This is a genomic window from Mesorhizobium sp. AA23 (assembly GCF_001672435.1).
Classification (GTDB): domain Bacteria; phylum Pseudomonadota; class Alphaproteobacteria; order Rhizobiales; family Rhizobiaceae; genus Mesorhizobium.
The window spans coordinates 204,317-215,246 of sequence record NZ_LYTP01000002.1 but is presented as its reverse complement, the minus strand read 5'-3'; the positions used below and the strand labels follow the sequence as shown (position 1 = coordinate 215,246).

Genomic DNA, 10,930 nt, shown 5'->3' with positions numbered 1-10,930 from the left:
TTGCGTGGCCTGCGATCAGGGGTGCCAGCATTATGCCCTCGACGCCTGAAGGGTTAGTTCATTGAACATTTCGCGCGCCCGCTGCTTGGCGGTTTCTGTGCTTTCGCCGGGGGCGGCGTAATAGTTCAGCGTGATGTCCGAGCCGGGCTGAGCAACGGAGACTTGCGTGTCGGATGATCCGCCGCTCGTCATTGAACCGAGGCTGTAGTGCGGGGCTATCCCGCCATTCAGGATCGGACCGACATAGCTGCCGTGCTGGGAGTCATAGTTCGGCCCGAACAGATGAGATTCGCTCGAAATGTTGCCGGTGTTTAGGCCTCCGCCCTGTGACTGAAGGGCTGCGATCAGGTAGCTGGGGAGTTGGCCGAACTCGTTGCCAATCAAGTCCGAAAGCGAACTGACTGAATGGCTGATCGTGGCCGCGCTGCTGTTGACGGTGTTGCCGAGGTCGCGGAAATAGCCGTTGGTGTTTCGATCGAGCGTGTCGATATTGTCGGCCGTGTCGCGGGCGTATCCGGCGGTCTCCTTTGTGTTGTCAGCCGTATCCGCGTTGTATTTGGTGACAGTGACGCCAGAGCCGTTGACGTTTGTCTGAACGTTTCGGCTCTGGTCTGGAAGTTCGATCTGGTTCGGGTTTCCGCCGTAGCGCGTGACGTTTGGCAGAGAGCCAGGAGCAGCGGCGCCGCGCATCGACGCCAGGGCTTCCATTGAGGCATTCTCGGCTGCACGAAAGGCTTCTGCGAAGCCAGCGCGGATTTCATTGGCCGCAGACACGCCAACGCCCTGAATCTGGCGCAACCGGGTCTCAAGATCATTGAGGCTCTGCTGGGCCTCCGTTAGTTCAATATGAACGTCGGCCCCTTTCGCGGCCTGATCCTGAAGCTCGGCGATCTTTTGCTTTAGAAAGTCGATGCCTTTCGTGATGGCGGAGATATCTTCGGCTGACGTGCCGAAATCCATCGTGCCGTTGGCGAGGTGCCCGAGGAGGCTATTTTCCTTGAAGGGCTCACCGCCGATTGACACCACAAGCTTTTCGAGCGTTGCCCAACTCGGGTCGTTAACGAAATCGGTCAGGGCGCTGGAAGCGGTATTCACGCTCTTTGAGAAGTTGGCAAAGCCGATGGTCGCCTTCTCAAGGACAGGCGCCAGGTTGATGACGGCTTCGCCGAGCTGAACGTGAATGATCTTGCTCAGAACATCGAGTTTGTCGTCCAGTTCGCCAGCCCGCTGAAGGAGGTCATCGGGGACGATGATGCCCATGTCGCGAGCGGACTTTTTCATCGCCTCGATCGACGCGCGGCCCTGGTCGAGGAAGCGGGCCATTTCGACGCCGCTCTTGCCAAAGACCGTTGCGGCAAGCGCCGCCTTCTGCGTGGCATCGTTCGTCTGCGCCAGCGCATCGGAAACGAGCTTTAGCCGCTCTTCCTGGTCCTTGGCGTTGATGATGTTCTGTAGAAGCTGAGGATTGAGTTTCTTCAGGCCGGCATACAGCGCGCCGGTCCCCTTCTCTGCCAAGCCCGCATTTTTGGCGAAGATGGTTAGAGACGTGTTGAAGGTCTCTTGTTCGACATTCGCTTGCTTGGCTGCAAACGATAGGGCCTGGAACGTCTCCGGCTTGAGGCCCACTTGCCTTGAGTTCGTGGCGATCTCGTCGTATTCGCTGATCGTTTGCTTGAGAGTGTCGAAAGCTCCGCTCAGAGAGGCGATGGAGGCAATGCCGGCGCCAGCGGCCAAGCCGCCGACAAAGGTCTTGAGCGTCCCGCCGATCGAGGCAACATTCCTCTCGACAGCCGCCACGCTTTTGGCCATGCGCGCGCTTTGGCTTTCGACAGTGGTCGCGGCCGACTTGAAGCCGGATGCGAACTTCTGCGCGTTTGTCGATAAGTCGATGCTGATCGAGCCGACGCTTGCGACCATTTAGGCAGATCCTTGTGTTTCGAGTGTTTCGATCTCAGCCGTCAGCTTCGCATTGTGCGCGGCGAGGAAGGCCCCCATTGCGGTCTCAGTCTCTTCAAGCGCAGCCAGGCCGCTGCCGGTGACCTGGAAGGCCATTTCGATGCCAGCGACGATCAGATTTCGGGCGATGTGGAGCCGCTCTTCCTGGGTCACTGCACCGCCTCCAAAAGAGCGCGTTGCAGCTCAACTGCCTGACCGAAAGATTGGGCAAAGAGGGTTGCGTCAGGATGATTCGGTGGACGCTCTGGGTCACAGCCCAGCGGCGTGACATCGATCGGAAGAGGGCTCATTTCCCACGGTCGCAAGCCTAGGGCGCGGTGCAGGGCCTTGAAGTCACCGGCCTTGAAGGCCTCGACAGCTGCCGGGGTGATCCTGCGCTTTGCGTTGCGGTTCCGTGGCGTGCGTTTGGTCGGCAATGCATCAGCTCCTATAGGAGCCGGCAGGCCGCCCAGGGCCGCCATGAAGCGGCTCTAGGTCGAGACCGAGCCTTGCCAGAGTCCGGATGCACAGAGAGCGGGCTGCAATTTCGTGCTTCAAGGCCGGATGGTCCTTCAGGCCCGATTTTGAGCGAATGACCGCGCCATCAGCATCGATCTGTGCTTTCAGAGCCTCGGCTCGATCGAGCGCCTGGCAAGCGGTGACCAGAAACTCGATCCCGGCAGCATCTTCGATTTGGTATTGCCCGTTGACCGACTGCCACAAAGCCATCCCGTGCTGGCCGAGCGGCCTCGGTGGCGCACCGATCACGGGCGGGTTGTTGGCAACGAGTTGAAGGTTTTTTGCCACTAGGGTTTTACCTCGCGAATGTTTTGCTCAATTTGATGCGAAAAAAGCTGCCCGAGCGGTCCACGAGGTGTGAGCCCTGAGTTCGTGATCGCCCCCCCGGGGTGCTCGGGAACGGTCCCACAAGCTTGCGTGTCTCGCGGCAGACCGTGCATGCCTCATCGAAGCTCAGTGCGAACGTGCGCTTCATCAGTTCATACGGTGAGCCGGCTGGGCCGCGCCGGTCGCATTCGTGCTCAGTGAACCATTGAACGGCTTCGGCCAGGTGTCCGCTCACAGCTTCACCCATCCGTCTGGCTTGCCTTTGCCGCGCCACTTGCTGGCTTCGGTCACCTCGACAGTATCGGGATCTAGCTCGGTCTCTGACTGGTGGACGCGCTGAAGATAGATTTGGTCGCCGGCATAGCCATAGAGCAGCACGTGCTTGCGGTCCTCGCTCAGCACCACGTCAATCTGATCAAGCACTGGTGCCGGCATGGGCCTTCTCCATCCTCTCGACGGCGCCTCGCTTTACGCATAACTGCCACACGCCTGGCGCTTCATTGGGCCGAACACCCTTGCTTTGGATAAGGGCGGCCCAGAGCGCCCCTTGATGGCTTGCGAACTGTCCGGCCTCGTATTGCTCGCTGTCGCGCCAAGGCCCGCGATATGGGATGCCTTTGGCTTCGGCCAGGTCAGGAGAAAACATGCTCGGATTGACGCGCGGGGTTGACGATTGGGCACCCCAGAACTTCTTGCCATCATCGCCTTTGCGATAGACTTCGAAGCGAGCGTCCGGATTGGCGCCTTGTCGGCAGATGGTGACTTCAGCGAGCTTGATCCCAGAGAAGAACCTAATGCCATCGACCGTGGCGAGCGGCGTGCTCTTCCCTCGGACCGGCGCTATTGAGAGGCAGGAGACCATGCCGTTCTTGATGAGCTTTTCAGCGTACTTTGCCGCGAAGTGACCATGGAGGCACGCTCGCACATAGAGGCAGGTGGGCGAGCGCCTGACATAAAAGACTGTGCCGATCGCCTGGTCTTTATCCTCGTGCTCAGAGAACAAGGGCACCGGCAAATCTACTTCTATGCCCTTGCAATCGAGCGCCTGTTTATGGCTGTTGATGGTCGGCGTTGCCGCGATGCCATGGATCTGAAGGCCAGTGCTATCTGGCTCAATGGACTTCTCGTAGGTCTCAGGACCGATCAGACGCCATGCCCGCTCAACGGGCTGCGCCGTGACTTCGAGGCGAGCCGCTGCGATTTCCTGATAGCCACGCTGGAGCGCCAGGAAATAGGGATCTGTCCGCTCGGTGATGAACCCCCGGCAGAAGCGCTCTCCGTTGATGATTTCAACGCCGTCTTCCATGGAGCGGGCCTCAGCTGTGGCTCATGTCGCGGGTTAGGTAGCCGGTCGGCGCCTTTCTCTTGCGGTCATGCTCCCGAACCACTTCAAGAATCTGGCGCGCAGCGTCGTCATGGCTGCGCTTCTGAGGAGCGCCGTCGCTCTTGCGTGCTGCCGCTGGAAAAATCCGTGGCAGCGCCCGCCAAAACTTCTGGCTATGAGGCCCGGCTGGTTTAAGCCCGCGACACAAATCGAAGCGCGCTTCGTACAGCTTGCCATCGTAGATGCAGCGTTCGCCCGCCAGATAGGTCACAAGCCTGTTCCAAGGTTCGCTCAACGTCGTGTTCCTTTCTCGATCATTTTGTTGATGGTGGCGGCGACAGGTTCGAGCAGCCGCAGGGCTATCGGTGCCTCGCGGATGAGTGTCGGCATCATTTCAACTTGCGCTTCGCGTGCCTGGCCATTGAGGGCTTCGGCAATTTCGAGCAATTCGCGAATCTCTTCGAGGCGCTGGGCAATGAGTGCACCAAGACCCTCGATGTCGTCGGCTAGAGCAGCGTGAGCATGGTCGCGATAGGCTGAGCGCAGGCGCCCCAGATCGGCAAAAGCTTCGCGGTCACGCTCGGTGGCCGTTCGAATATCTGCCTCCAGGTCGTCAAGCATGGAGTGCAACGTCTGTGTCGCAAGCCTGTCGTGGCACGGATTGTCGACACACGCTTCAATCTGAAGCGCCTCTCGGCGAGTTTTCAGAGAGCGAAGATTGGAGGATGCGCGGCGCGCTTCGTCCTTGGCTATCACATATTCCGCGCTCGGCTTCGGCAAGCGCAATGCTGCCCGGAAAAAGGATGCATCGCTTGCGACGGGGATAATTTTGCTGATCAGGTTCATGATCATTTTATGCCGCCCGAAACGCGATGCGTCTCGTCGCGATTGTCGCGTTTTCCGAAATAGGTTCGAAGCGCTCCGATGTCGGCTTCCCACCGCCCGCCACGCTTGCGGCCGTAGCCCTTTTGCCGACAGAGGTTTCTGACGCTATCGAGCGGGATGCCGAGCGCCTCGGCCGCGACTCCGGTCTCTACCCAGGTCGGGCTCGAGGATTTCTCCTGCTCTGCCTCCACCTCGATTTCGGCAAGGATGGCGGTCGCATCAGCGAGCATGCGACGGGCGGCGGCCAGTTTGCGCGCAATGCTCATGCCCGCCGCCTCCACTCATTCGGAACAATCCCGGTGCACGTCGGTTGCCCTAATGAAGGGACTGCTAACCCACGGAATGCCGGAAGATGGAACTTGTCGTTTTGGAAGTGGCGCTCGCCCGACAACGCGCGAAGCGAGCCGAACTCGCCTTGAAGAAAGCGGAGGCAATGCTCGATGAGAATTGCGGGATCGCTGTTGCAATCGCACTTTGCGACCGCATTCGAAACGGGCAAGCGCGAGCCAAAGCAGCTCGGCGCCGACTGAGGAAGATCAGCGAGGCCGGAAGGTAGACCAACCTGCGATCGATATTGACCCCACCGTACCAGGAGATACGCTCGCCTCGACGGCTGATGAGGGAGATCAAGGATGATCGCCGAATACCAAGGAAACGACCTAACGACTGTCTCGACCAAACCGCTGTTGGGAAGCATCGAACTGATCGGCGACGATGACGAGTTGATCGAATTGCACCTTGATGCTGAAACGGCCGAAGACCTCATCTCGGCACTGGTGCGGTTCTTCAATCTGGGAGTGCCGGTTTCCTGACCGACATCTGGAGGCAGAGCGCCGACAGAGGCTCTGGGCTCCTCTTCCTTCCCAAGCTCGGCGGAACGTCTCTCATGCTGCATCGAGCGCCCCTCCGATCTCTTCGAAGAGGCGGCAGGCTCGCCAGTAGTTGGCGTCGAGTTGATCCAAGGTGCCGCGATCGCCGACAAGGCCGTCAAGCCAGTCGAACCACTGCTTCAGGTTCTTGACCTGGCCGGCCTTCGTCCCACGCTCGACCATGGCCAGCATGGCGCCGATGCTGACGGAGTTCGCCCGCTCATTGCCCTTCTTGTCGGAGGGCGGAACCACAGGTGACGCCGCTTCTGCGGGATATATTTTTTCTGTTTCTACAGGATCTCTTACAGTTTCACTGAATATATTATAGCCAGCATCTCCTTGAATTGATTGAGCGTTTTTTTCGAGTTGGTTACCTATGTGGAACGAGTTGGTTACCCGTGGGGTAGCGAACTGGTTACCTGTCGGCGCTTGATTGGTAACAGGCTCGTTACCTGTGTAGGTAACAGGCTGGTTACCCTTGACGGACTTCAGAATGGCCTCGTCCAGGTCGTTGTAGACGACGTAGTAGCACCGAGATTTCGGGTTCAGAGGATTCGCCCGGCCGCCGACATAGCCGCGTTCGGCAAGCGTCCTGATTGAGCGAGACAGGCTCTTGAGGTGGCAGCCGACGAGGTTGGCCAGTCGGGTGTGACTGGCCGTGCAGCCGATTCCGTTTTTGCTGAAGCGATCATGCACGGCGATCGCCGTCAAAACGCGAATGTCGAGAGCCGTGAGGTTCTGATCTGCAATCACGCGTGCTGGATTGGGGGAAAAGACAGGGCCTTTAGCCATCGGCGCCTCCCCGTTTCCGCAGCCGCGCATGATGGCCGGCATGACAGGGCCGACACCAAAATTTCAGATCCAGGACGCGCGACGGGGAATAATCGTCGTGGTGGCAGTCGAGCGGCTTCACCTCACCGCACATTTCGCAGCGCGTGGGCTTCGTCAGCTTGCCGGAGCGGATCGCTCTGCGAACCGCGACATGAGCGCGACGCTTCTCCAGGTTTCGAGCCTGCCAGGCGTTCTGGCTTGCCCATTTCGAGTTAGGTTGGCGTTGAGTGCGGCGACGCTTTTTGCTATGCTCAGTGCAGTCATTTCCTGCCAGGGATGACGTCTTGAAGGCGGTTGGCGTGTTGTTAGGGCACGCCGCCGCTTTTTCGTTCTCAGGAGGCCTCAGCATGGGCGCCTCCCTGATCGTCCGCCGGCCAATCGTCTCGGAGTCGGGAAAGGCGAAGGATCTTGCAGGCGTCGAGTGCGCTGACACCGTACTTGCGGCGGAGGAAGGGAACGATCGGCCGGCCGCACATGGCGCGGTTCTCGCGAAGCCATTCGATCATCGGCTCCAGATGGCCGGCGTCGCTGGTGTGATCGGTGGTTTCGAATGCCATTTACGCAGCCTCCTGGGTACGGGCTGCGATGCGCTCACGAATCCATTGATCGACTTCGGAGCGGACGAAGGCTATGCGCTTTTCGCCAAGCTGCACCGCCGGGGGGAACATGCCCTGGCGACGCATAATGTTGATGGCGCCGCGAGACAGTGAAGTCAGCGCCGATGCCTGCTTTATCGAGATAAGGGGATGGTCTTCCAAGGTGCCGTTTCCCGTGCTTGGAACGGCAACTTCATTGAAGTTTTAGCCGTCCCGGTTTGCGGTCTGGAACGGCAATGTCAGCAATGCCGTCCCCGTGAACGGCTCTTCAGATGCAGCAGGTTTGCCCCGTAAATCAAAGGTCCTATTTACGGTTTCTACGGTCGGCGCGTTTCCTTTCGGTCGGGATCGCTGAAATTTGGGCGAGCATTTCTGAAATCTCGGCGTCAAACCTGTCGGCGGGAATCGTTTGCAAGAACTCGATGCTGTGTTGGTATGCTTTCTTCCTGTCGGTCTTTTCCTTGCCCTTCTTGGTGTTTTCTCGGAAGTCGATTAGCAGATCCCGGTCAAAGCCTGTCAGTGCGGCAACGTGGTCGGCGGCATCTATTAGGGGCCGCAAGCCGAGCAACATGTATTGCGAAATGGCGGCTGCAGCCAAAGCCTTCGGCCACAGCTGTGCCTCCGGCAGCGACGCGTTCGACTTCCGAACAGACTTTTCTCGAAGATCGGTGATCCTGAGCCAGATCGGCATGGTGATCCATGGCGGAATGGCTGTTTCTGAAAGGTAGCGGCGAACCGCCTGGAGCGTTCTCAACTCATCGCCGTTTGCTTCCTGCATTTCCAGCCCGAGCTGAACATGCCGGTCATAGAGTTTGAGCGCGTCCAATATCTTGTCGATGAGGTGAAGCTGTTCTTCTTCGGTCGCCTCGTCGTTGAGCGCCCGCATCAAAATCTCAGCGTCCGTCAAGATAGGCCTCCCATGCGGCCATCAACTCACGCCGCTTCTCCAATGCCGTGTTGCGCCGATAGGCTGCCTCGGTCTTGTCGCGGATCGTGTGCGCGAGCGCGGCCTCTGCAACGTCACGCTCGAAGCTGGTGCAATCGCCGCACCAGTCGCGGAAAGAGCTACGAAGACCGTGCAGGGTCGCCGCCTTGTCGGGAGAGGCAAGCCGCAGCGCCTTGGTCATCGCCGTATCAGAGATAGGACGATCCTCAATGCCGCCGCCGAAAACGAGGTCGGACGTTGCGCGCTGCCGCATGATTTCCACGAGGGCAAGTGCGCGATCGGTGAGCGGGACAACGTGCTCCTTTCCCGCCTTCATCCGCTCGGCCGGAATGGTCCAGGTTTTCGCTTTGGTGTCGATCTCCGGGAACTTAGCGCCGCGAACTTCGCCGGAGCGAGTCGCGGTCAAGGCCAGAAACTCGACGGCCCGCGCAGCCGTGCCGGAAGACTGGCGCAGCTTCGCCATCATCTTTGGCGTGTCGCCATAAGCCAGCGCCGCATGGTGGCCTCGTGACAGCTTTTGACGCTTTGGCATCACCTTATCCAGCAACCCGCGCCAGCGCGCCGGATTGCCTGCCGTGCGCCATCCGTGGGCGATCCCGTAATCGATGACAGCCTGAATACGCGAACGAAGCCTGTCCGCCGTCTCTGGCCGTTTCTGCCAATGAGGCAGCAGGCATTCTTTGACATCGCCGAGCGCGATATCGGCGACAGGGAGCGCATGGAGCGGCTGCGCATATTCGCGCAGGGTCATTTCCCACTGCGCCTTATGCTTCGAGTTCTTCCAGTCCCCTGCCCTCGCCTTCAGCAACTCATCCATGCAGTGCTCGAAGGTGATGGTGCGAGGACTCGGGTTTGGCTTCATCCCGAGTTCTTCGCCACGCGCCAGGCGCTGCCGCAATGCCTCGGCCTTCTCACGTGCCAGAGCGAGCGAGACCGGCGCCGTTCCCTGCCCGTAGCCGCCCAGGCCGAGTTCGGTCCGTTTCCCTTCGCGTTTGTAGATGAAAAACCATTGACGGCTGCCGCCCTTCCTGACGCGCAGGAATAGGCCGTCCCCGTCGCTATAGATGCCAGCCTTGTCGATGCGCTTCAGACCAGCTTCCGAGAGCTTATGACGAGCCATTTCCGATCCCGTTGCCATAACCGCAAACGTGACTTTATTGATTTTATCGTGCTTTACAACGGGTTATGAGCAGCAAAATCGCCAGAAACGGCGGAGTGGCGGGCACTCCCTCCGCCACATTCCCAACCCCGTCGGCATATCATCTCCTGCGCGGCGACCGTTTCGCTGTGGACGGCCATCTGCGCCAATCCCTGCTTTGCGTTATTGGTCCGGCGAGCCTTGGGTGCGTCCCGTGCCCCATCCGATTGTCCTGCAAGATCCTGCCGAAGGAACGAGATGCCTGTTTTCGCGTTGTGCGCCATGTCTCTCGAAGACTACATCAGCATGGCGCAGCGTCATGTTCGACATGGCGAGCGGCACATCGCGCGCCAGCACGAGCGGATTGCCCGCTTGAGAACCAACAGGCTGCCGACAGTGGATGCGTTGAGGTTCCTGAGCCTGTTGGAAGAGGTTCACGCTTTGCAGCGGGAGCACCTGTCCCGACTGCTGTCGAAATCGGCCGGATCCAAAGTAGTCTCGGAGCTTTCGGCGAAGACGCAGGTGGCAAAGGGCGGGAGAGACGCGATTTCCATTCCGGACCCCATCGTCCGGCTCGCGCTGGAGCTCGAACAAGAGCTTAACAGCGTCAAATTGAAGTGGCTGACCGCCAAGCCTCCGAGGGGCAAGCTTCACTAGCTGGCTCCGGCAGGTTGGCGGCTCTGCCGCGTCCTTTCGTGCGCTGAGGCCCCTTTAGGCTACTACGCCATCAACTTCTTGATATGTACCGGCCACATCAGCACAAGCGTATGTTTATCGGCAGCCAGTGCTGTGTCTCGCCCCCGAGCCCACCGGTCAGGCCCGGCGTTTGCTGGCCTACCCCGCCAGCCTGCCGGGCCGCCGGCGTCAGGCACATGGCGTCAACGTTTCTTGTCCAGTGGAGAACACCGATCTCAGGAGCGCACCAGACTCATGACCTCACGGTCGGCGGCTTGCGCCCCTCAGCCGCACGTTGCCGGGCGGGCGGCGGACACACCGCTGGAGGACAGCCGACACAAAGCGGCGGCACGCCGGCAAAATTCTATTAGCTTTAACTAATTGTAGACCCGCGCTGTCCTATTCTGGGACAGCGCGGGTAGCGCCCACTCCCGCGCCGGCGGCTCCGGCAGGCCCAGCACCCCCCGCCCTCTGTCGGGGCCGCCACCTGACTTTGCTTTATACCAGCGATGGTTGAATCAACCGTTACCACACGTGCCTACCAACGAGCTTTCGTGATCGTTAAATTTTGATGGATCGGAGGATTCCCATCTCACCAGAACTGATCTAGTCTTGCAGGTCGAAGAAATCGCGGGTGGCAACCTATGGAAGCGATGTTCGATGACCTTGCGGCTGCTGTCAGGCAGCCCCGAACAGATATTTATACGGCTGTGCGCGCGTTCGCCCTGGACTTCGCCAGCAAGCTCTTTTTAGGGGTCGCCGTGGGGGTTGGCATCGGTATCGGACTAGCTATCGCTCGCTAAGTCACCAGGAAAGTGCCGGCGGCTGCGCAAAGTCCGCGTAGCTCGCCCTGCTATCCGCTTGCTGTAGCATACCGCGATCGGT

General features: G+C 59.6%; 16 protein-coding genes. 2 read left to right on the top strand and 14 right to left on the bottom strand.

Annotated features, from left to right (window positions below):
* Nucleotides 1-30: 30 nt before the first annotated feature.
* The 9 genes from A9K66_RS04490 to A9K66_RS04460 form a co-directional block, all read right to left on the bottom strand.
* Nucleotides 31-1,917, bottom strand: coding sequence for a hypothetical protein (locus tag A9K66_RS04490; RefSeq protein WP_067320123.1), 1,887 nt, complete (start codon nucleotides 1,915-1,917; stop codon nucleotides 31-33).
* Entirely contained in the window at nucleotides 1,918-2,109 is a 192-nt protein-coding gene (locus A9K66_RS04485) for a hypothetical protein (RefSeq protein WP_067320119.1), read from the bottom strand. It abuts the gene before it with no gap.
* Nucleotides 2,106-2,372 carry a hypothetical protein gene (locus A9K66_RS29065; RefSeq protein ID WP_082953685.1) on the bottom strand — a complete coding sequence of 89 codons (267 nt, stop codon included), beginning with the start codon at nucleotides 2,370-2,372 and terminating at the stop codon, nucleotides 2,106-2,108. The genes A9K66_RS04485 and A9K66_RS29065 overlap by 4 nt, the downstream gene beginning before the upstream one ends.
* A gap of 4 nt (nucleotides 2,373-2,376) precedes the next feature.
* Nucleotides 2,377-2,742, bottom strand: a complete 366-nt coding sequence (locus A9K66_RS04480) for a P27 family phage terminase small subunit (protein ID WP_067320116.1) — start codon at nucleotides 2,740-2,742, stop codon at nucleotides 2,377-2,379.
* A 270-nt stretch (nucleotides 2,743-3,012) separates the two neighbouring features.
* Nucleotides 3,013-3,216: a hypothetical protein gene (locus tag A9K66_RS04475; protein WP_156751003.1), complete on the bottom strand. Its 204-nt coding sequence runs from the start codon at nucleotides 3,214-3,216 to the stop codon at nucleotides 3,013-3,015.
* Nucleotides 3,197-4,087 carry a hypothetical protein gene (locus A9K66_RS04470; protein WP_067320109.1) on the bottom strand — a complete coding sequence of 297 codons (891 nt, stop codon included), beginning with the start codon at nucleotides 4,085-4,087 and terminating at the stop codon, nucleotides 3,197-3,199. Before A9K66_RS04470 ends, A9K66_RS04475 begins: the two co-directional genes overlap by 20 nt.
* Nucleotides 4,088-4,097: 10 nt before the next feature.
* Nucleotides 4,098-4,400, bottom strand: a complete 303-nt coding sequence (locus tag A9K66_RS30030) for a hypothetical protein (RefSeq protein WP_197507440.1) — start codon at nucleotides 4,398-4,400, stop codon at nucleotides 4,098-4,100.
* Nucleotides 4,397-4,957 carry a hypothetical protein gene (locus A9K66_RS04465; protein ID WP_067320106.1) on the bottom strand — a complete coding sequence of 187 codons (561 nt, stop codon included), beginning with the start codon at nucleotides 4,955-4,957 and terminating at the stop codon, nucleotides 4,397-4,399. The genes A9K66_RS30030 and A9K66_RS04465 overlap by 4 nt, the downstream gene beginning before the upstream one ends.
* On the bottom strand, nucleotides 4,954-5,256 hold the full coding sequence (locus A9K66_RS04460) for a hypothetical protein (RefSeq protein WP_067320103.1): 303 nt from the start codon (nucleotides 5,254-5,256) through the stop codon (nucleotides 4,954-4,956). Before A9K66_RS04460 ends, A9K66_RS04465 begins: the two co-directional genes overlap by 4 nt.
* A gap of 366 nt (nucleotides 5,257-5,622) precedes the next feature.
* Between A9K66_RS04460 and A9K66_RS04450 the strand changes: the two genes are divergently transcribed.
* Nucleotides 5,623-5,802: a hypothetical protein gene (locus A9K66_RS04450; RefSeq protein ID WP_067320097.1), complete on the top strand. Its 180-nt coding sequence runs from the start codon at nucleotides 5,623-5,625 to the stop codon at nucleotides 5,800-5,802.
* 72 nt (nucleotides 5,803-5,874) lie between these two features.
* On the opposite strand, the gene A9K66_RS29060 is transcribed toward A9K66_RS04450, so the two are convergent.
* The 5 genes from A9K66_RS29060 to A9K66_RS04420 all read right to left on the bottom strand — a co-directional run bounded on the left by A9K66_RS29060 (nucleotide 5,875) and on the right by A9K66_RS04420 (nucleotide 9,352).
* Nucleotides 5,875-6,693 (bottom strand): helix-turn-helix domain-containing protein, encoded by an 819-nt coding sequence (locus tag A9K66_RS29060; protein ID WP_082953684.1) that lies wholly within the window; start codon nucleotides 6,691-6,693, stop codon nucleotides 5,875-5,877.
* 329 nt (nucleotides 6,694-7,022) lie between these two features.
* Nucleotides 7,023-7,247 carry a hypothetical protein gene (locus A9K66_RS30025; protein WP_067320088.1) on the bottom strand — a complete coding sequence of 75 codons (225 nt, stop codon included), beginning with the start codon at nucleotides 7,245-7,247 and terminating at the stop codon, nucleotides 7,023-7,025.
* The gene (locus A9K66_RS04430) at nucleotides 7,248-7,448 is read right to left on the bottom strand and encodes an AlpA family phage regulatory protein (RefSeq protein WP_067320085.1); all 201 of its coding nucleotides are present in this window, start codon (nucleotides 7,446-7,448) and stop codon (nucleotides 7,248-7,250) included.
* A gap of 142 nt (nucleotides 7,449-7,590) precedes the next feature.
* The gene (locus tag A9K66_RS04425) at nucleotides 7,591-8,193 is read right to left on the bottom strand and encodes a hypothetical protein (protein ID WP_156751001.1); all 603 of its coding nucleotides are present in this window, start codon (nucleotides 8,191-8,193) and stop codon (nucleotides 7,591-7,593) included.
* On the bottom strand, nucleotides 8,180-9,352 hold the full coding sequence (locus A9K66_RS04420) for a site-specific integrase (protein WP_067320079.1): 1,173 nt from the start codon (nucleotides 9,350-9,352) through the stop codon (nucleotides 8,180-8,182). The genes A9K66_RS04425 and A9K66_RS04420 overlap by 14 nt, the downstream gene beginning before the upstream one ends.
* 276 nt (nucleotides 9,353-9,628) lie before the next feature.
* Between A9K66_RS04420 and A9K66_RS04415 the strand changes: the two genes are divergently transcribed.
* Nucleotides 9,629-10,027, top strand: coding sequence for a hypothetical protein (locus A9K66_RS04415; RefSeq protein WP_067320076.1), 399 nt, complete (start codon nucleotides 9,629-9,631; stop codon nucleotides 10,025-10,027).
* Nucleotides 10,028-10,930: the final 903 nt, after the last annotated feature.

Coding starts and splice junctions, on each gene's coding strand:
- A9K66_RS04490 (WP_067320123.1), bottom strand. CDS start 1,917: ATGGTCGCAAGCGTCGGCTCGATCAGCATCGACTTATCGACAAACGCG.
- A9K66_RS04475 (WP_156751003.1), bottom strand. CDS start 3,216: ATGCCGGCACCAGTGCTTGATCAGATTGACGTGGTGCTGAGCGAGGAC.
- A9K66_RS04470 (WP_067320109.1), bottom strand. CDS start 4,087: ATGGAAGACGGCGTTGAAATCATCAACGGAGAGCGCTTCTGCCGGGGG.
- A9K66_RS04465 (WP_067320106.1), bottom strand. CDS start 4,957: ATGATCATGAACCTGATCAGCAAAATTATCCCCGTCGCAAGCGATGCA.
- A9K66_RS04460 (WP_067320103.1), bottom strand. CDS start 5,256: ATGAGCATTGCGCGCAAACTGGCCGCCGCCCGTCGCATGCTCGCTGAT.
- A9K66_RS04450 (WP_067320097.1), top strand. CDS start 5,623: ATGATCGCCGAATACCAAGGAAACGACCTAACGACTGTCTCGACCAAA.
- A9K66_RS29060 (WP_082953684.1), bottom strand. CDS start 6,693: ATGCCGGCCATCATGCGCGGCTGCGGAAACGGGGAGGCGCCGATGGCT.
- A9K66_RS30025 (WP_067320088.1), bottom strand. CDS start 7,247: ATGGCATTCGAAACCACCGATCACACCAGCGACGCCGGCCATCTGGAG.
- A9K66_RS04420 (WP_067320079.1), bottom strand. CDS start 9,352: ATGGCTCGTCATAAGCTCTCGGAAGCTGGTCTGAAGCGCATCGACAAG.
- A9K66_RS04415 (WP_067320076.1), top strand. CDS start 9,629: ATGCCTGTTTTCGCGTTGTGCGCCATGTCTCTCGAAGACTACATCAGC.